Source organism: Pandoraea norimbergensis (assembly GCF_001465545.3).
GTDB lineage: Bacteria > Pseudomonadota > Gammaproteobacteria > Burkholderiales > Burkholderiaceae > Pandoraea > Pandoraea norimbergensis.
This window is the reverse complement of record NZ_CP013480.3, coordinates 6,020,233-6,038,037: the sequence shown is the minus strand read 5'-3', so window position 1 is coordinate 6,038,037 and position 17,805 is coordinate 6,020,233. Positions and strand designations below refer to the sequence as shown.

At 64.3% G+C, this 17,805-nt stretch carries 19 protein-coding genes; 3 read left to right on the top strand and 16 right to left on the bottom strand.

Annotated elements, in window-relative coordinates:
• The first annotated feature begins 6 nt into the window (after positions 1-6).
• Complete coding sequence (gene flgK, locus AT302_RS26525) at positions 7-1,995, top strand: flagellar hook-associated protein FlgK (RefSeq protein ID WP_058376550.1); 1,989 nt, start codon at positions 7-9, stop codon at positions 1,993-1,995.
• A gap of 17 nt (positions 1,996-2,012) precedes the next feature.
• Positions 2,013-3,248, top strand: coding sequence for a flagellar hook-associated protein FlgL (gene flgL / locus AT302_RS26520; RefSeq protein WP_058376549.1), 1,236 nt, complete (start codon positions 2,013-2,015; stop codon positions 3,246-3,248).
• Positions 3,249-3,364: 116 nt separating this feature from the next.
• On the opposite strand, the gene fliR is transcribed toward flgL, so the two are convergent.
• From fliR to fliF, 13 genes are all read right to left on the bottom strand, one after another.
• Positions 3,365-4,156 (bottom strand): flagellar biosynthetic protein FliR, encoded by a 792-nt coding sequence (gene fliR, locus AT302_RS26515; protein ID WP_058376548.1) that lies wholly within the window; start codon positions 4,154-4,156, stop codon positions 3,365-3,367.
• Positions 4,157-4,201: 45 nt separating this feature from the next.
• Positions 4,202-4,471 (bottom strand): flagellar biosynthesis protein FliQ, encoded by a 270-nt coding sequence (gene fliQ / locus AT302_RS26510; RefSeq protein WP_058376547.1) that lies wholly within the window; start codon positions 4,469-4,471, stop codon positions 4,202-4,204.
• A 16-nt stretch (positions 4,472-4,487) separates the two neighbouring features.
• Positions 4,488-5,174, bottom strand: a complete 687-nt coding sequence (fliP, locus tag AT302_RS26505) for a flagellar type III secretion system pore protein FliP (protein ID WP_140413304.1) — start codon at positions 5,172-5,174, stop codon at positions 4,488-4,490.
• Positions 5,175-5,263: 89 nt separating this feature from the next.
• Complete coding sequence (gene fliO / locus AT302_RS26500) at positions 5,264-5,824, bottom strand: flagellar biosynthetic protein FliO (protein ID WP_084656487.1); 561 nt, start codon at positions 5,822-5,824, stop codon at positions 5,264-5,266.
• Positions 5,825-5,862: 38 nt separating this feature from the next.
• Positions 5,863-6,300 (bottom strand): flagellar motor switch protein FliN, encoded by a 438-nt coding sequence (gene fliN / locus AT302_RS26495; protein WP_058376545.1) that lies wholly within the window; start codon positions 6,298-6,300, stop codon positions 5,863-5,865.
• Positions 6,300-7,298 carry a flagellar motor switch protein FliM gene (gene fliM / locus AT302_RS26490; RefSeq protein ID WP_058376544.1) on the bottom strand — a complete coding sequence of 333 codons (999 nt, stop codon included), beginning with the start codon at positions 7,296-7,298 and terminating at the stop codon, positions 6,300-6,302. The genes fliN and fliM overlap by 1 nt, the downstream gene beginning before the upstream one ends.
• Positions 7,299-7,305: 7 nt before the next feature.
• Positions 7,306-7,788: a flagellar basal body-associated protein FliL gene (gene fliL / locus AT302_RS26485; protein ID WP_058376543.1), complete on the bottom strand. Its 483-nt coding sequence runs from the start codon at positions 7,786-7,788 to the stop codon at positions 7,306-7,308.
• 234 nt (positions 7,789-8,022) lie between these two features.
• A complete protein-coding gene (locus AT302_RS26480) occupies positions 8,023-9,477 on the bottom strand; it encodes a flagellar hook-length control protein FliK (protein WP_058376542.1) in 1,455 nt (484 codons plus the stop codon).
• Positions 9,478-9,494: 17 nt separating this feature from the next.
• Entirely contained in the window at positions 9,495-9,947 is a 453-nt protein-coding gene (fliJ, locus tag AT302_RS26475; RefSeq protein ID WP_058376541.1) for a flagellar export protein FliJ, read from the bottom strand.
• Between the two features lie 14 nt (positions 9,948-9,961).
• Positions 9,962-11,686 (bottom strand): flagellar protein export ATPase FliI, encoded by a 1,725-nt coding sequence (gene fliI / locus AT302_RS26470; protein WP_237172025.1) that lies wholly within the window; start codon positions 11,684-11,686, stop codon positions 9,962-9,964.
• The gene (fliH, locus tag AT302_RS26465) at positions 11,680-12,339 is read right to left on the bottom strand and encodes a flagellar assembly protein FliH (RefSeq protein WP_058376540.1); all 660 of its coding nucleotides are present in this window, start codon (positions 12,337-12,339) and stop codon (positions 11,680-11,682) included. The genes fliI and fliH overlap by 7 nt, the downstream gene beginning before the upstream one ends.
• Before the next feature lie 19 nt (positions 12,340-12,358).
• Entirely contained in the window at positions 12,359-13,357 is a 999-nt protein-coding gene (fliG, locus tag AT302_RS26460) for a flagellar motor switch protein FliG (protein ID WP_084656486.1), read from the bottom strand.
• Positions 13,344-15,041, bottom strand: coding sequence for a flagellar basal-body MS-ring/collar protein FliF (fliF, locus tag AT302_RS26455; protein ID WP_058376539.1), 1,698 nt, complete (start codon positions 15,039-15,041; stop codon positions 13,344-13,346). The genes fliG and fliF overlap by 14 nt, the downstream gene beginning before the upstream one ends.
• Positions 15,042-15,368: 327 nt before the next feature.
• Here fliF and fliE point away from each other — a divergent pair, with 327 nt between their 5' ends.
• Positions 15,369-15,704 (top strand): flagellar hook-basal body complex protein FliE, encoded by a 336-nt coding sequence (fliE, locus tag AT302_RS26450; protein ID WP_058376538.1) that lies wholly within the window; start codon positions 15,369-15,371, stop codon positions 15,702-15,704.
• A gap of 175 nt (positions 15,705-15,879) precedes the next feature.
• On the opposite strand, the gene AT302_RS26445 is transcribed toward fliE, so the two are convergent.
• The 3 genes from AT302_RS26445 to AT302_RS26435 all read right to left on the bottom strand — a co-directional run bounded on the left by AT302_RS26445 (position 15,880) and on the right by AT302_RS26435 (position 17,749).
• Complete coding sequence (locus AT302_RS26445) at positions 15,880-16,251, bottom strand: type II toxin-antitoxin system VapC family toxin (RefSeq protein WP_058376537.1); 372 nt, start codon at positions 16,249-16,251, stop codon at positions 15,880-15,882.
• The gene (locus AT302_RS26440; protein WP_058379966.1) at positions 16,248-16,445 is read right to left on the bottom strand and encodes a type II toxin-antitoxin system VapB family antitoxin; all 198 of its coding nucleotides are present in this window, start codon (positions 16,443-16,445) and stop codon (positions 16,248-16,250) included. Before AT302_RS26440 ends, AT302_RS26445 begins: the two co-directional genes overlap by 4 nt.
• A gap of 104 nt (positions 16,446-16,549) precedes the next feature.
• A complete protein-coding gene (locus AT302_RS26435) occupies positions 16,550-17,749 on the bottom strand; it encodes an ATP-binding protein (protein WP_058376536.1) in 1,200 nt (399 codons plus the stop codon).
• Between the last annotated feature and the right edge of the window lie 56 nt (positions 17,750-17,805).

The window sequence follows — 17,805 nt, the reverse complement described above, 5'->3', positions numbered from 1 at the left end:
GAGATCATGAGCCTAATCAATATTGGCATGAGCGGGCTGAACGCCGCCCAGTTCGCCCTCAACACCACCGGCAACAATATCTCCAATTCGGGGACGGCCGGCTACAACCGACAGATCGTCAGCTACACCCAGGCGGACAGCCAGTTCGCGGGCGTGGGCTATATCGGTTCGGGCGTGCTGGTGAGCGACGTGTCGCGGGTGTACGACCAGTTTCTGGCAGGTCAGGCCAATCAGGCGCAGACCCAGTACAGCCAGCTCAACACTTATTACCAGCAGATCTCGCAGATCAACAACGCGCTGGGTAGCTCGACGACCGGCCTGTCGGCCTCGATGTCCTCGTTCTTCACGAACTTGCAGACCATCGTGACCGCGCCGAACAACTCGGCCACCCGCGCCACGGTCATCTCGTCGGCCCAGACGCTCACGAGCATGTTCCAGTCGCTCTCGGGCGCGCTCTCGTCGCTGCGTACGGCCGTGAACGGCAATCTCACCCAGTCGACCGAGCAGATCAACACCTACGCCAAGCAGATCGCCACGTTGAACGACGCGATTCTGCAAGCGCAGGGCAATGGCGGCGGCGTCACCCCGAACGACCTGCTCGACCAGCGCGATCAGGCGGTGGCCAGCCTGAACGCTATCGTCCAGACGAACGTCGTGAAGAACACCGACGGTTCGTACAACGTGTTCGTGGGCAACGGCCAGTCGCTCGTGATGGGCAACTCGGCGTACCAGATGACCACGGTGCCGTCGACGAGCGATCCGTCGCAGCTGACCGTCGCGTATGTGTCGCCCAACGGCACCAAGATCCCCATTCCGGAATCGTCGATCACCGGCGGCTCGCTGGCCGGTCTGCTCTCGTTCCGTAGCGGCGCGCTCACGCAGGCGCAGAACTCGCTGGGCCAGATCGCGCTGTCGCTGGCCGGTACGTTCAACGCACAGAACCAACTCGGTCTGGACCTGTACGGCCAGATGGGCGGCAACTTCTTCACGGTGCCGAGCCCGACGATCATTGCGAACACCGGCAATTCCGGTGCGGCGACGCTTAACGCGTCGATCACCGACGCCTCGAAGATCACGGCCAGCGACTACTCCGTGACCTACGACGGCACCAACTACACCATGACGCGCCTGACCGATGGCGCCAAGTGGACGGCAGGCGCACCGGCGACGCCGGGCACGCCCCTGAATTTCCAGGACAGCAGCGGCGCGGCGTTTGCCGATGGCTTCAAGGTCACGGTCGGCAATATGGCCGCCGGCGACAGCTTCACGATCCAGCCGACCCGCAACGCTGCGCAGAACATCGGCGTCGCGATCACGGACCCGGGCAAGATTGCGCTAGCCGCGCCGGTCATCGCCTCGGCGGGCAGCAGCAACGGCGGCTCGCTCAAGGTCGATCAGGGCTCGGTTGACGCCAGCTACCTGTCGAACGTCCTGACGGGGCCGGTGAACTTCACGTTCAGCAAGAACGCGACGACCGGCGCGCTCACGCTCGTCGCGCCGTCGCCGATGACGGTGACCGTCAACGGTGTGACGACGTCTTACGCCGCGGGCGACACCGTGCCGTACGACGCCACCAACGGCGCCAAGATCACGATGGGCGGTGTGACCGTGAACGTGAGCGGCACCCCGGCCGACGGCGACAAGTTCACCATCGCCCCGAACACCTCGGGCGCGGTGACGGACAACCGTAACGGTCTGGCACTGTCGGCGCTGCAAAACGACAAGACCAAGGTGGGCGGCTCGCAGAGCTACACGTCGGCGTATGCCAATCTGGTGTCGTATGTCGGTTCGACCACGAACACCTACAAGGCGACCAGCGCTGCGCAGCAAACGCTGCTGCAACAGGCTCAGGGCGCCCAGCAATCGAATTCCGGCGTGAACCTCGACGAAGAGGCAGCCAACCTGATCAAGTATCAACAGCTTTATCAGGCCAACTCCAAGGTCATTCAGACAGCGTCGTCGTTGTTCGACACGATCCTGCAAATGGTCAACTAAGGGCAGGAGACAGCGCCATGCGAATCAGCACCAACATGATTTACGATCAGGGCCTGCGCGCAATGAGCCAGAACACCTCTGATCTGCTCAACACGCAGCAGCAGCTCTCGTCGGGCCTGCGCGTGACCACGCCCAGCGATGACCCGGTGGCATCGGCGCAGGCCGTGGCCGTGTCGCAAAACAACGACATGAACTCGCAGTACTCGGCGAACCGCGCCTCGGCGACGACGCAGTTGCAACTCGAAGACTCGACCTTCGGCAGCATCATCAACACGCTGCAACACGTGATGTCGCAAGTCGTGACGGCCGGTAACCCGTCGCTCAACGACAGCGACCGCAACACGATCGCCACCGACCTGCAATCGAGCTTCCAGCAACTGCTCTCGCTCGCGAACACGACCGATGCCAACGGTCAGTACCTGTTCTCGGGCTTTCAGGGCAACTCGGCGGCGTATGTCACGTCGGCCACGGGGGCGTCGTACGCGGGTGACGCTGGCGTGCGCTACGTGCAGGTCAGCCCGAATCGTCAAATCGCGATCAACGACATCGGTTCGAGCATTTTCCAGAGCATTCAGCCGGGCACGGCTGGCGCGCTGATCACCGGCAACAGCACCAATCAGGGCTCGGCCACGTACAAGCCGGTTTCGACGACCGACGTGACCAACCCGGGCGCGACCCATCAGTATCAGATCACTTTCGCCGTGGACAGCACGACCACGCCGCCGACGACGACGTACACCGTCAAGGATCAGACCGACACGACGGTGCCTGACGTGACGGGGGCGTACACCGCCGGTCAGCCGATCACGTTCGGCGGCAAGTCGGTGACCTTCAACGGCGCACCGGCCAATGGCGACAACTATCAGGTGCAACCGGCGAACAAGGGCAGCACCAACGTGTTCGACAACCTGCAAGCGCTGATCAACACGCTCAAGACGCCGCTCAGCAGCGCGGGTCAGGCGGGGCAGTCGAACCTGTCGAACGCGCTGACCACGTTCAGCGAGATGTTCAGCAACACGTACGACAACGTCACGACGGTGCGCACGACGGTGGGCTCGCGCATGAACGAGCTGTCGTCGCTGAACAATATCGGCGACAGCAATTCGCTGAACTACCAGTCGCAGCTGGCTGACCTGCTGCAAGTCGACTGGAATTCGTCGGCGACCAAGTTCGCGCAGTTGCAGGCGGCGTTGCAGGCATCGCAACAGAGCTTCCTTCAGACGCAGAAGCTCTCGTTGTTCAGCTTGCTGTAAAGCGACACACGCAGCGTGGGCGGCGCTAACGCGCCACCACGCCGCCGCAGGACAAAACGGGCCACCGGCATTGCCGAGTGGCCCGTTTGCTTTTGAGGGGTGAAGTACAGAGGCCGTCAGGCCTTGGGGACGAAGGCTGCTGTGGCGCGGATCATCATGTCCACGCCGAGCGAGGTGAAGTGGTCCATCACCGGCGCGATGCGCGGCATCATCAGTTCGAGCACGAAGAGGCCGACGGCCAGCGTGAGCGGAAAGCCCACGGCAAAGATGTTGAGCTGAGGCGCCGCGCGGTTAAGAATGCCGAGCGCCAGATTGCAGATCAGCAGGGCCGCCACCAGCGGCAACGAGAGCATCAGTGCCAGCGTAAAGAGCTGCCCGCCCAGCGAGGCGAGATACTGCCAGCCGCCTGCCGAGATCGGTGTACCCGAGATCGGCAACACCGCAAAGCTCTGGACGAGCGTGGCGTACATCACCAAGTGGCCGTTGGTGGCGAGAAACACCAGCATCGCCACCACGTTCAGGAACATGCCGAGCACGGCAGTGCTGCCGTCGCTGTTGGGGGTGAGCAGTGTGGCAAACGACAGACCCATCTGCAAGCCCACGAAGTCGCCCGCCATGCTGATCGCCGAGAACACGATCTGCATGCACCAGCCGAGCGCGGCGCCGATCATGAGCTGCTGCGTCAGAATCCACAGCCCTTCCCACGAGAACGGCGACACGGCCGGCATGGGGCCGAGCATCGGTGCCAGCGCGAGGGCGACAATGCCCGCGAGCCCGATCTTGACCGTCGCCGGCACCGCCGAGTCGCCGAAGAGCGGTGCGCTCATCGTGAGCGCCAGCAGCCGGACGAACGGAAACAGGAACGCCGCAATGACGCCCGAGAGCTGGTCGTAGGTGAAGCTGATCAAGGGGCGAAGGAGAGGGCGGCGTGCCGTGGCATGACTCGGCCCGCCTTAGCTGACGAGACCGGGAATGCCGGTGAGCAACTGCTTCATGTAGTCGACCATGAGGTTGAGCATCCACGGGCCGGCCACGACCAGCGTGATGAACACGGCCAGCAGCTTCGGAATGAACGACAACGTCATTTCATTGATCTGCGTGGCGGCCTGAAACAAGCTCACGAGCAAACCCGAGACCAGCGCCACCAGCAGCAGCGGCCCGGCCAGCAACAGCGTGACTTGCATGGCCTGATGGGCCAGCGCCATAACGGTTTCCGGCGTCATTCGGCGTGCCTCCCCGCTACATGTTGAAGCTCTGGGCCAGCGAGCCCAGTAGCAATTGCCAGCCATCGACCACCACGAACAGCATCAACTTGAACGGCAGCGACACGGTGGAGGGCGAGACCATCATCATCCCCATGGCCATCAGCACGCTCGCGACCACCAGATCGATGATCAGGAACGGAATGAAGATCGTGAAGCCGATCTGGAAGGCCGTTTTCAACTCACTCGTGGCGAACGCCGGCACAAGGATGCGCATGGGCACGTCTTCCGGGCCGTTCATCGGCGGCGTCTTGGCCAGCTTGGCGAAGAGCGCGAGGTCGGCTTCGCGTGTCTGCTTGAGCATGAACGCGTGGAACGGCTTGGCGCCGGTGTCGATGGCCTGTTCGAAGCTGATCTTGTTAGCGGCGAACGGCTGATAGGCGTCGGTGTACGCCTTGTCGAAGACCGGCGACATCACGAAGAAGGTCAGGAACAGCGCCAGTCCGATGAGAATCTGGTTCGGCGGCGAAGTGGTCACGCCGATGGCGTGACGCAGCAGCGAGAGCACGATGATGATGCGCGTGAAGGCGGTCATCATCAGCAACATCGCGGGCAGGAAGCCCAGCGACGTGAGCAGCAACATCGTCTGCACGGACAGCGAGTACGTCTGTCCGCCGCCCGGGGCGGGCGTGGTGGTGAGCGCCGGCAGGGTGGCCTGTGCCATGGCCGTACCCGGCAGGGCGACGGCGCAGAGCAATGCCAGTCCGAGCGCCAAGCCCAGTTTCCACTCGGCGGGCAGCCAGGCACGGGACATCAGGAATCCTTTTTCATCGATTCGCGCAGCTTTTGCGCAAAGGCTTGCGCGGCGCGGTTGGCCTGCGCACCCGGGGTCGGGCCGCTCGGCGTGGCAGGCAGGTCGGCGACGCGCTGGGCGTCGATGGTGTGCAGGGCGCGGACCTGACCCGGGGCAACGCCCAGTACGACCCAGTCACCGGCCACTTCCACCACGACCACGCGTTCGCGCTGACCCACGGCGGCGCTGCCGACAATGCGCACGTTACCGCCGCCCAAGGGGCGTTGCAGGCCGAATCGCTTGGCGAGCCACGCCAGCCCGAAGAGCAGCGCGAGCACGAACACGAGGCCCAGCCCGGTCTGCACGATGCCGGCACCGCCCAGACTCGGCACGGCCGCCGCTTGCGAAGCGGTGCCTTGCGCGTGCGCGGCGTTCGCTACCAGCAGCGTGGACGCAGTGAAGAGACTGAATGGGAGGCGGAACAGACCGGCGAGACGTGCCGGGAGGGTGGCTGTGATGCCAGTAGGGCGTGCGCCCGGCAGCCACGCTCGCGACTTTGCGAGCGCTGCTGCTTGTGCCATGGCGCGCCTCACGGGCAGGCCGTGGACTTTCGTTGCAATCATCGGTTGAGCTTACGGATGCGTTCGGATGGCGTGATGATATCAGTCAGGCGAATGCCGAACTTGTCGTTCACGACCACCACTTCGCCTTGCGCGATGAGGCAGCCGTTGACCAGCACATCCATCGGCTCACCGGCCATGCCGTCGAGTTCCACCACCGAGCCTTGTGCCAGTTGCAGCAGGTTCTTGATGGCGATCTTCGTGCGGCCCAGCTCCACGGTCATCTGCACCGGGATGTCGAGAATCAGATCGATGTCGTTATGCGTGGCGCCTGCCGGGTTGCCGGCGGTCGCTGCAAGCGGCTGGAACACGGGCGCGGCTGCCGGCGCTGCGGCGGCGGGTGCCGGCTCGGCCGCGGTCTGCTCCGCCATGGCACTGGCCCACTCGTCCGCCATGGCCTGGGCGTCGTCACCGGGCGTTTGAGGGGTATCGCTCATCACTCGTTGTCCTTCGTGTAATCGCTATGCGAATGGTTGATCATCTGGTTCACGCGCAAAGCGTATTGACCGTTGAAGACGCCGTAATTGCAATGCATGACCGGCACACCGTCGACCTTGGCTTCGAGCAGCTCGGGCACGTCGAGCGGAATCACGTCGCCCACGCGCATGTTGAGCAACTGCGAGAGCGTCATGTCGATCTGCGAGAGGTTGGTCACGATTTCCACATCGGCGGCCTGCACCTGCTGCGAGAGCAGCCGCACCCAGCGCTTGTCGACTTCGAGCGTCTCGCCTTGCAGCGGGCTCGAGAGCTGGTCGCGCAGGGGCTCGATCATCGAGTAGGGCATGCAGATGTGGAATTCGCCGCCGACCGAGCCGAACTCGATGTCGAACGTGGTGGTGACCACCACTTCGTTGGGCGTGGCGACGTTGGCGAACTGCGTGTGCATTTCGGCGCGCACGTATTCGAATTCGACCGGATGCACCGGCTTCCACGACGCGCCGTAGTTCTCGAACACCAGATCGAGGAGGCGCGCGATGATGCGTTGCTCGGTCTGCGTGAAGTCACGCCCTTCGACGCGGGTATGGAACCGGCCGTCGCCGCCGAACAGGTTATCCACCACGAGGAACACGAGGTTCGGGTCGAACACGAACAGGGCCGTGCCGCGCAGCGGTTTGATGTGGACCAGATTCAGGTTGGTCGGGACGGGCAGGTTACGAATGAACTCGCTGTACTTCTGCACGCGCACCGGGCTGACCGAAATTTCGGCGCTGCGGCGCATGAAGTTGAACAGCGCGATGCGGAACAGGCGCGAGAAGCGGTCGTTGATGATCTCGAGCGTGGGCATGCGCCCGCGCACGATGCGCTCTTGCGTCGCGATGTTGTATGGGCGGATGCCGGAATGATCTTCCGACTCCGACCGGTCATCCTGTTCGCCGGTGACACCCTTTAGAAGGGCATCGACTTCTTCCTGCGACAGGAACTCCTCATGCGCCATGAATCACTCACTGAATTACAAACGCGGTGAACAGCACTTCGCCCACAGCCTGTTGTGGCATGTTGGCCGCAAACGGTTGCGCGACCAGCGTGCGGATTTCGCTCGCCAGACGGCGCTTGCCGTCGATCGTGGCCAGGTCCTGCGGCTGCTTGGACGACAGCAGCAACAACACGCGGCTACGCACTTCGGGCATGTGCTGCGTGATGCGGGCCTGCGTCTCGGCGTCTGCCACCTTGAGCGAGAGACCGATATGCAGGTAACGCTCGCCGTCCTCGCCCGACAGGTTCACCGTGAACGGGTCCATGCCCACGAACACGGGCGGCGGGGGCGGCGGCGGTGCTTTTGCCGTCTCGTTGTGTCCGGTCAGCAGGTACACCGCAGTCGCCGCGCCTGCGGCGGCCATCAATGCCACCGCGACGATCAACAGGATCCATTTGCGCATACCTCCCCCCGAGGGAGCGGCCGCTTGCGTGGGTGCGGGATTTGCCATGTATTCGCCTGCTATTGGGTAATGATTGTCGGCCAACCCGCCACCGGGTGATCGGCCGAAAAGAAGGGACAATCGCGTCTAACTCGCGTCTTTGTCTTAACGGCAGAAAAACCCGTGTGCTTTAGGGTGATGCGGCGTCGCGTCGCGCATTGACGGCAACGCGCACACACCGCAAACCCTGATGCTGCGCGGGCCGAAGCCCAATTTGAAGGGGCTCGGCTAGCTCGACGAATATCAGGCGAACGTATCTACCAAACCATTGGAGACGCGCACCGGCACGCTCACCGTCGTAGCGGCGAGCGAAGCGTCATCTCCCTGACCGAAGCCGGGCAGGCCTCGCCCATTTCCGTTCCCGCTGCCATTGCCGCCGCCGTTGCCGTTCGCCCCTTGCTGGGCAAAGGCTTGCTGCTGAGAGCTGTCGGCGCTCACGGAGGCATTCCCCAACGCGATGCCGTTGTTCGCCAGACTTTCGCGCAGTTGCGGCAGAGCGGCTTGCACCGCGTCGCGCACAGCGGCGTGCTGCGAGACGAACATGGCCTGTGCCGAGTCGTTAGCCACGTTCAGCACGACGTGCAGCGGGCCAAGATCGGGCGGGTTCAGGCTCAGTTGTGCCGTTTGGGCGTGTGCCGACGACAGCCACACGACTTGCTGCGAGAGCTGGTTGTTCCAGTCTTGCGTGCCCACGCGTGCGTTCAGCGCCAGCGTGGCCGGCAGACCGGCCTGAGCCTGCAATTGCGGCTGGGCATCGACGGCTGATGTTGTCGCCTGCGCGGCTTGTGCTGCGGCTTGGTTGGCGACCGTGGCTGCCTGTGCGGCCGCGTCGCGCCCGCCTTGCGAGGCGGCCATCGCATCGACCAGACGCTGCGTCTGCGCGTCGGCGCTGACGACCGGCGTCGCAGGGGCCTTGGCTTCGGTCGCGGCGGGTTGTGCGTTGGTCTGCGTGGTCGTGGCGTTCTTGGCGAGGGCGTCGAGCGACAGGCCGCCGGTCTTGGCGGGGGGCGCTGCGGCGCTGACGGTACTGGTCGTGCTTGCCGGGCCAGCCGGCGCCTTCGTATCGGCCGTGGTGCTTGCCGTGTCTGCGGTACCGACCGGCGGTTGGCCAGTCAGTTGCGCAGCGCCGGTGGCTTGCAGTGCGCCGTTCACGGCGGCGGCAATGGCGGCGCCGGTGCCCGGCTTGCCGTCGGTCGCGCCGTCGGTGGCCAAGGCGGCAGCAGCGGCGGCGGGCGGCGGCGGGGTCAGCGGCGTACCGTTCATGGCGGCCAGTGCGACAGCCAGCGCGGCGGCGGCGGCCGGATCGGCCGGTGCGGCGGTGCTGGCCTGCGCTTCGTCATCGCCGTCTTTATCGTCGTCTGCCGATTTGGACGGTTGCGCCGATTTTTTCGTTGCGGCTGTTTGGCCGGTCTGTCCTGCCTGTGTCGTCGAGTTACTCGAATTGTCGGTGGACTTGGTCGAGTTGTTGGACGACGGCGTCTGCTGCGTTTGTGACTGCGACTGCGACGCGTTGTTGGTGTTGTTGTTGCTCACCGGCGTCGGCACGGTCTGACGCGTTTGTTGCTGCGAGAGCACGGCCGAGAACGGCAGTACGCCGCTATCGGTGCTGGAACCGGTGCTGGATGCGCCAGCGCGGCTCGCGGCATTCGCGGCCTGCGAGGCGCCTGCGGAATCGGGCAGGAAGCTCAGAATCGACATGGTGACTCCTATGTCCTTCAGATCGGTGATTCGGCACGGCGGCGCAGGCTGCGCGCGGCGTACTCGTCGTTTTCTTTCTGCTCGCGGCGTGCCACCCGCAAGGTCGTGCGGGCCTGTTCGCGCGAGGCGAGCGTGCCGAAGGAATTCAGGCGGCGCTGCTGGGCCTGCCATTCGCGGCGGGCCGCTGCGAGACGCTCTTCGGCTTGTTCGAGCAGCATGGCTTGCTGGCCGATCGCCGTGTCGAGCGTATCGATGAATTGCTGGAAATTGCGCCAGTCGCAACCGGCCATGCCCTGAATCGTGGCCGTCTGCATGCGCGTGCGGTACTCGTGACGGTACTGACGCAGGGCTTCAAGCTGGCGTTCGACGTCCGCGCGCTGGGTCTGACGTTCGCCCAGCAGGCGTGCGGCTTCGTCGACGTCCTTCTGGGCCAGTTCGATCAGGAGTTTCAGGGGCAGGGTGGAATTCATGGCCACACCTCCGATTAACGGAACAGGCCGTGCATCATCTGCACGGCATCCGGATAGCCGGCCCGCTCGCGCATTCCTTGTTGCAGGAAGCCTTCGAGACGGGGGTAGAGCTCGATCGCCTGATCGAGCATCGGGTCGCTACCCGGTGCGTACGCGCCCACATTGATCAGGTCGCGGTTGCGCTGGTAGCGAGACAGCATCTGTTTGAAGCGGCGCACGGTATCGAACTGCGCATCATCGATGAGCGACGCCATCGCGCGGCTGATGGACTGTTCGATATCGATGGCCGGGTAGTGCCCCGACTCTGCCAACTGACGCGAGAGCACGATGTGCCCGTCGAGAATGGCGCGAGCCGAGTCGGCAATCGGGTCCTGCTGGTCGTCGCCTTCGGTCAGCACGGTGTAGAACGCCGTGATCGAGCCGCCGCCATCCGGGCCATTGCCTGCGCGCTCGACGAGTGCCGGCAGCTTGGCAAACACCGAGGGCGGATAACCCTTCGTGGCGGGCGGTTCACCGATGGCGAGTGCGATTTCGCGCTGGGCCATGGCGTAACGGGTCAGCGAATCCATGATCAGCAGCACGTCTTTGCCCTGATCGCGGAAGTGTTCGGCCAGCGTGGTCGCGTACGCGGCGCCTTGCAGGCGCAGCAGCGGCGACACGTCGGCCGGCGCGGCCACCACGACCGAGCGGGCCAGACCGTCCGGGCCGAGAATGTTCTCGATGAAGTCTTTCACTTCGCGGCCGCGCTCGCCGATCAGGCCCACGACGATGACTTCCGCCTGCGTGAAGCGCGCCATCATGCCGAGCAACACGCTCTTGCCCACACCGGACCCGGCGAAAAGGCCCATGCGCTGGCCGCGTCCGACGGTCAGCAGGGCGTTGATTGCACGCACACCGACGTCGAGCACCGATTCGATCGGGGCGCGCCCGAGCGGGTTGATCGGCACCGAGGCGAGCGAGGCGCTGTCGGTCAGGCCGAGCGGGCCGATGTCGTCGAGTGGGCGCCCGGCAGCGTCGACCACGCGGCCGAGCAGGGCGTCGCCCACCGGCAGGCGTTTGCCGTTGTGACGCTGGCTGGGCAACGGGCCGTCGGCGGCCGGTTCCATCGGGAACACGCGCGCGCCGGGCAGCAAGCCGATGACTTCGGTTTGCGGCATCAGAAACAGACGGTCGCCGCCAAAACCGACGACTTCCGCTTCGGCGGTCGCAGGCTCGCGCGACGCATCATGCACGGGCAACTCGATCAAGCAGCCGGCACCGACCGGCAGGCGCAGGCCGACGGCTTCGAGCACCAGACCGGCGGCGCGGGTCAGACGGCCGCAGCGGCGCGTCGGTTCGATGGCATGCACGTGCGCGATGCGCTCGCGCAGCGTGTTCTGCCAGCGGCGCAGATGGGCGTCGCGGGCAATTTCGCGGGCACCGAGGGCGTGCGATGCGCTGGCACCGGCAGCCGGTGCGTCGGCGTGTGCCACGGCGTCGTCCGCATCGATGGCGTCGCTCGAATCGTGCGATTCGGTGGAGTGAGGCGTGTCGGGGGCTTCGTCGTGATCGTCGGGCTGCAAGGCGCCGGCTTGTACGTGCGTGTCGATCTCATCCCACAGCCGCACGCTGGGCGACGTGCCGTCGTTAGCCGGCGTGGTTGCCGGGCCAGTCGTGGCAGCCGCATCGCCATGCGCGGTTTCGGTGCTGGGCAGCACCGGCGCATGGGCGGCGAGTGGGGTGAGTTCGGCATTCACCATGGCAAATCCTTGCCCAGTGCGGCCATGACGCGCTCCCAGCGGGTGGCGACGGTGGCATCGACTTCGCCGCTGGCCGCTTCGGCCTTACAGCCGCCGCGTTCAACGCTCGGGTCGGCGCGCACGGTCCAGCCGGCGGCCTGCAACTCGGCGCCGACATGGGCTTCAACGAGTGCGACGTCTTCCGGATTGAGCAGCAGGCGCGGCGAGCCCGTCAGCGGATCGTTGGCGAGCAGGTCGCGCACGATCGGCAGCAGGGTTTCGGGGCGGATGGTAAGGGTCTGACGCAATGCCTGACGCGCGATGTCGAGCGCGAGGCCGAGCAGCGGGTCGGCCAGTTCGCGGTCGATCGCATTCACGGCATCCCCCAGCGCGTGGGCAATGTCACCGAGTTGTGCGGCGCGGGCCTGCACTTCGGCCTGACCGGCGGCTTGTCCAGCGGCATAGCCTTCGGCGTGTCCGGCGGCGTGACCTTGTGCGTGCCCTTCGGCGCGCGCTTCTTCACGCCACGCGGCGATTTGTTCGACCAGTGCGGGGTCGTCGAGCGGGCTCGGGGGCTTGGGTTGCGGCGGAGCCGGGGGCGGCGGCGGGTCGAACGACGCCATCTCCCAGCGTTGCCAGGCGGAGAGGCGTTCTTTCGGGATGATGGTCGACATGCGCGCGGGCCCCGTCCGGTTACACGTAAGCGTCGTCGCCGCGGCCGCCAATCATGATGGCGCCCTGATCGGCCAGGCGCCGCACCACTTGCAGCACCTTCTTCTGTTCGGATTCGACTTCCGAGACGCGGACCGGGCCGCGCGATTCCAGGTCTTCGCGCAACAGTTCGGCCGCGCGGGCCGACATGTTCTTGAAGAACTTCTCGCGCAGCTCGACCGGCGCACCCTTGAGCGCGATGATGAGCGACTCGGACTCGATTTCCTTGAGCAACACCTGAATGCTGCGGTCTTCCACATCGAGCAGGTTCTCGAACACGAACATCTCTTCGACGATCTTCGCCGCGAGGTCCGAGTCGTAGTTGCGCACGGCTTCGATGACCGACTCTTCGTGCACGCCACCCAGATAGTTGAGAATTTCTGCTGCTGTGCGAATGCCGCCCATCGGGCTGCGTTTGATGTTCTCGCTGCCCGAGAGCAGTTTGGTGAGCACGTCGTTGAGCTCGCGCAGCGCGGCCGGCTGAATGCCGTCGAGCGTGGCGATACGCAGCACCACGTCGTTACGCAGGCGTTCGGTGAAGAGCGCGAGCACTTCCGAGGCCTGATCGCGGTCGAGGTGGACCAGAATCGTGGCGATGATCTGCGGGTGCTCGTGGCGAATCAGTTCGGCCACCGCCGTCGAGTCCATCCACTTCAGGCCTTCGATGCCGCTGGTGTCGCCACCTTGCAGAATGCGCTCGATCAGGCCGGCGGCCTTGTCGTTGCCGAGTGCCTTGTTGAGCACCGAGCGGATGTATTCGGACGAGTCGAGCGAGAGGGCCGAATGTTGTTCGGCTTCGAGCACGAAGTCTTGCAGCACGTCGGCGATCTGGTCGCGCGTGACTTGCCGCAGCGAGGCCATGGCCGCGCCGAGCTTCTGTACTTCCCGGGGCGCGAGGTACTTGAAAACCTCCGCGGCCTCGTCTTCACCCAGCGACATCAACAGGATGGCGCTGCGTTGGAGTCCCTCAGCTGCGCTCATCGCCGCCCACCCATGATTTCACTACCGTTGCCACGATCTTCGGATCCTGTCGCGCGACCTGACGCGCGTACTGCAAGTTGCGCTCGTAGGCGCTGAGTTCGCCCTTGGCGCCGGACGCACCGTCTTCGCCGTCTTCACCCGCGCCACCGCTGCCGCCACCGGCGCCGCCGCCTGAAACGCCTGCCATCGTCGGCTCGGCCGGCGGGGGCGGTGCCAAATGCTTGCGAATGGCCGGGCGCACCACGCCAAACCACAGATACAGACCGACCAGCGTGATCAGTGCCCACTTGCCGACTTGCTTGGCCAGTTCGATGTTCTGACGCTGGCGCCACCACGGCAGGTTGGCTTCCGGATCTTCTTCCACCGTGAACGGGCTGTTGACGATGTTCAGCGTGTCGCCGCGCTGGCCCGAGAAGCCGATGGCTTCCTTCGACAGATTCTGAATCTGGTCGAGCTGGGCCTGCGTGAGCGCGACCATGGCCGGCTTGCCCTTGGCGTCTGCGCCCGGACGGTAATTCACGACGATGGCGGCCGACAGGCGCTTCAGGCTGCCCGTGGCTTGCTGGACGTGGCGAATCGTGCGGTCGATTTCGTAGTTGACCGTGGCGTCCTTGCGGTCGCTGCGCGGGCCTTGCGGACCCTGCGCGCCGCTGGCGCCACCGGGTGCATTGGCACCTTGCTGCACGAACTGGTTTTGCTGCTGCGTGATCGGGGCCGTGGCCTGACCCGGCGGCTGGTTCGACAGGGCGCCCGGGACGCCGCCGGCCGGGTTGGCGCCGACCTGCGTGGCTTCGCTGCTTTGCTGGCTGCGCACGGCCTGTTCGCCCGAATTCGGCTTGTAGTTCTCGGAGGTCTGTTCGACCTGATTGAAGTCGATATCCGCCGTGACCTGCGCATGTACGTTACCGGCACCGACGATCGGGTTCAGGATCGACTCGATGCGGCGGGCGTACGACTGCTCCAGTTCGCGCACGTACTTGAGCTGGCTCGCGTCCAGACCGAGGGCGTTGCCGCTCTGGGCCGACAGCAGGTTGCCGTTCTGGTCGAGGATGGTGACGTTCTTGACCGGCAGTTCCGGCACGCTGGACGACACCATATGGACGATGGCGCTGACTTGGCCGTCGTCGAGCACGCGGCCCGGGTAGAGCGTGACGAGCACCGAAGCGCTCGGCTTTTGCTGTTCGCGTACGAACACCGAGGGCTTGGGAATGGCCAGATGCACGCGTGCGGCCTGCACGGCGGAGAGCGATTCGACCGAGCGGGCGAGTTCGCCTTCGAGGGCGCGCTGGTAATTGACCTGTTCGGCAAACTGGCTGATACCGAACTTCTGGTTGTCCATCAGTTCAAAACCGACCAGACCGCCCTTGGGCAGGCCTTGCGAGGCGAGACGCAGGCGCACGTCGTGCACTTGCTCGGACGGCACCAGAATGGCACCGCCGCCCTCGGCGAACTTGTACGGCACGTTCATCTGTTGCAGCGACGTAATGATGGCCCCGCCATCGCGATCGCTCAGATTGCTGTAGAGGACCTTGTAGTCCGGCGCACGGCTCCACAGGAAGACGGCGATCAGCAGCGCGATGAGGGCAGCACCGCCGACGAGCAGCGGCAGGCGCTCGCGCGAGCGCAACTGCGTGAGCAGAGGCGGTTTGGCGGCGACGTCGGCCGTCTGGGTGGCGGCGTTCATGCGCGGCTCCACGCCAGTAGCGTCAACAATACGTTCATCGCGGTGGAAGTGCTCACTAACATGCGACAGAATTCTCCGGGTACGCGTGGCACCGTGAGTGCGATAAGGAATGGAAAGGTCCGCTTCCGAGTACGCACGACGCCGATGGTCCTGATTATTCGACGGCGAATATGGAATCGTTTTGAGGATTAGGCGGGTGTTTTGCCGCTAATTAGGGTATTGGGGGCTTGCCACAGGGTGGTAAGCTCCGACGTGACTGATAAAAGGCTGACCGGTGGGGACTGCGCGATGGCGCGGGCGGCTGGCGCCTGTTAAGGACAAAAAATCATGGCCATTCCGGGGATCGAATCGGTATTGCAGAAGCTGGGCAGCGTAGCGTCGCAAGCGGCGGGCTCGGTGCTGGGCACGTCCAATGCCGGCGCGGGTGCTGCGTCGGCGACGGGTGGCTTCGCCTCGGAGCTGGAAGCGTCGCTCAAGCGCGTGTCGGCATCGCAGACCGGCGCGGAGACGCAGGCCAAGGCATTTGAGATGGGCGAGCCGGGTGTGGGGCTGAACGACGTGATGGTCGACCTGCAAAAAGCCAACATCGGTTTCCAGATGAGCCTGCAAGTGCGCAACAAACTCGTTTCGGCCTACACAACCGTGATGAACATGCAGGTGTGAGGTAGCGCGCGCAAGGTTGCAAGCCGGGTCCGGTTATCCGGCCGGTCGCGCGAGCGCGGACCTTATGAAAAAGCCCCGTCGAAGACGGGGCTTTTTTGTTGGCTGATGAGCTTGTGAATCAACGCCCGTGGCGGGCGTTGTGGAGTAGGCGGGCGATCCGGGTTGTGTGCACTCGTCAGTGCGACAGTTTCGCCGCCAATGAAAGACTTTCCGCTATCGCAGCGAGGCGCTTGTCGCGTGTCCAAAGCGCGGTCCCTGGCGTGAGGCGAGTTGCCGCGAGCAGATGAGCGTCGACGTAGCCGATTCCTAAGCCGAACAGCGGTTGCTCGTCGATGAATCGCAGCACCTCGCTGTCGGTTGCGACAGTCGCCTTAGGCAGGTAATTCAAGGTCGGAATCACCGCCGATCGGTTCTTGAGACTACCAAGCGCCAATTCTCCGATCACATAGGGGTGAGCCAGTACCCGGCCGGACTCAAGTAAGGCGACCAGCGTCGCGTCGCCTGCGCGCAAGTGATCAATCCATATCGAAGTGTCGACTAAGATCATGCAGGCTCCGACCGGCGGCGCACAATGTCCTCAATTTCGGCTTCGGTGCCACCCAAGCGAGCCAAGCGACGAGCGCTCTCACGCTCGATCAAGGCCTTAAGGGCCTCCCGGACAAGTGCCGACTTTTCCTGCAAGCCAGTGAAGGCCTGCGCCGTTGCAACAAGGTCGTCATCAAGGGCGAGCGTGGTCCGCATTTTTACCTCCGGCAAAACTAACAGGCACGATTTTATCATCAAATGATGTTCAAATTCGTGCCTATTGGGGTGCGAGTCCGTGCAGAGGTTGTCGTGCAAAGTGGTCATTCGGTGGCTGCACACAGGCGCAAGTCCGGCATGACCCGTTTCAGGAATTCATGGAAACGGGGCACGGTGAAGGCCGCGTCGCCTTGCGGGTCGCTATAAAGCATGCCCTTGCTGATGAGGTCATTCCGCACGGGTTCGAGGGTCTCGACGGGCTTGCCGAGTTCGGCGGCGATCACGTTGGAATAGTGTGGACCTTCGCCAAGCTCGGCCATCGCGCGCAGATAGCGCCTCTCGGCCAGCGTCAGACGATTGAAGCGAAGGCGATAGAAGTTCCTGTCCAGCGCCTCGACGGCTGCACTGGAAGCGCTGATGACGTGCGCCACCGTGATAGGACTTTCCGTGGCCGCGCTCCAGGCGTGCTTTCCCCATTGCTGCAAAAAGTAGGGATAGGCGCCAGTCTGCTCGACGATGGCACTGAGCGCATCGGGTGTAATGTCGACGCCTTCCTGTGCGGCCGGTGCAGAGATCGCATTGCGCGCGTCGACCTCTGAGAGCGGGCCGATATCCGAGATTTCGAACATTCTCTCCGCGTAGGACTTTGCGTCACCTACCAAACTGATGAGCTGTGGCAAGCCCGCCCCAATCAAAATGACCGGCAATTGCAACTGCGCACATCGATGCAACGCGTAAAGCATCGCCGCCATTTCCCGCTTCGGCATGCATTGCAATTCGTCGATGAAGATGGCGAGCACAGTTTTTGCTGAACGGGCGGCGTGCCCGGCCTCGACAAGCAAAGCGCGCAAATCCGTCTCCAGATCGCCACTGTCCGCCAAGCCGGGTTCGGGGGAGTAGTCCAACCCCACTTCGATGTCGTGATAGATCAACTTGAGTCCGGAAACGAAACCGGCCAGCGCGCGAAGTCCGCGAATTACGGCATCTTTTGCCGACTGGATACGGTTCATCCGCAACAGCGCCAGCCGAAGGGCTTTTGCCAGCGATGCGGGCAGCGATCGGAATTCGGGGGCTTCCAGGTGCACAGTGATGGCGCCTTGTTGTTCGGCGTCGTACACCAGACGCTCAAGCAGCACGGTCTTGCCGACGCCGCGCAGGCCGATCAGCAACTGACCGTTGGCGTGACGTCCCAGCAGCAGACGTGCGATGCAGTTGTGCAGGTTCTCGCGCACGTCGTCGCGCCCGGAAAGCGTCGGCGGCGGGGTGCCTGCACCGGGATTGAAAGGGTTGTGGTTGATTTGCATGGGGCGTGCCTTGTCAGCGAGTCATGTCGGTCATGTCGAAAAGGGCGAGCATCTTG

Bases quoted from the DNA above. Each gene is read 5' to 3' on its own strand.
- fliN (WP_058376545.1), bottom strand. From the start codon at position 6,300: ATGAGCGATACCCCTCAAACGCCCGGTGACGACGCCCAGGCCATGGCG.
- fliQ (WP_058376547.1), bottom strand. From the start codon at position 4,471: ATGACGCCGGAAACCGTTATGGCGCTGGCCCATCAGGCCATGCAAGTC.
- flgL (WP_058376549.1), top strand. From the start codon at position 2,013: ATGCGAATCAGCACCAACATGATTTACGATCAGGGCCTGCGCGCAATG.
- fliH (WP_058376540.1), bottom strand. From the start codon at position 12,339: ATGTCGACCATCATCCCGAAAGAACGCCTCTCCGCCTGGCAACGCTGG.
- fliI (WP_237172025.1), bottom strand. From the start codon at position 11,686: ATGGTGAATGCCGAACTCACCCCACTCGCCGCCCATGCGCCGGTGCTG.
- flgK (WP_058376550.1), top strand. From the start codon at position 7: ATGAGCCTAATCAATATTGGCATGAGCGGGCTGAACGCCGCCCAGTTC.
- AT302_RS26440 (WP_058379966.1), bottom strand. From the start codon at position 16,445: ATGCGGACCACGCTCGCCCTTGATGACGACCTTGTTGCAACGGCGCAG.
- fliJ (WP_058376541.1), bottom strand. From the start codon at position 9,947: ATGAATTCCACCCTGCCCCTGAAACTCCTGATCGAACTGGCCCAGAAG.
- fliO (WP_084656487.1), bottom strand. From the start codon at position 5,824: ATGGCACAAGCAGCAGCGCTCGCAAAGTCGCGAGCGTGGCTGCCGGGC.
- fliL (WP_058376543.1), bottom strand. From the start codon at position 7,788: ATGGCAAATCCCGCACCCACGCAAGCGGCCGCTCCCTCGGGGGGAGGT.
- fliF (WP_058376539.1), bottom strand. From the start codon at position 15,041: ATGAACGCCGCCACCCAGACGGCCGACGTCGCCGCCAAACCGCCTCTG.
- AT302_RS26435 (WP_058376536.1), bottom strand. From the start codon at position 17,749: ATGCAAATCAACCACAACCCTTTCAATCCCGGTGCAGGCACCCCGCCG.
- fliE (WP_058376538.1), top strand. From the start codon at position 15,369: ATGGCCATTCCGGGGATCGAATCGGTATTGCAGAAGCTGGGCAGCGTA.
- fliP (WP_140413304.1), bottom strand. From the start codon at position 5,174: ATGGCACAGGCCACCCTGCCGGCGCTCACCACCACGCCCGCCCCGGGC.
- AT302_RS26445 (WP_058376537.1), bottom strand. From the start codon at position 16,251: ATGATCTTAGTCGACACTTCGATATGGATTGATCACTTGCGCGCAGGC.
- fliG (WP_084656486.1), bottom strand. From the start codon at position 13,357: ATGAGCGCAGCTGAGGGACTCCAACGCAGCGCCATCCTGTTGATGTCG.
- fliM (WP_058376544.1), bottom strand. From the start codon at position 7,298: ATGGCGCATGAGGAGTTCCTGTCGCAGGAAGAAGTCGATGCCCTTCTA.
- AT302_RS26480 (WP_058376542.1), bottom strand. From the start codon at position 9,477: ATGTCGATTCTGAGCTTCCTGCCCGATTCCGCAGGCGCCTCGCAGGCC.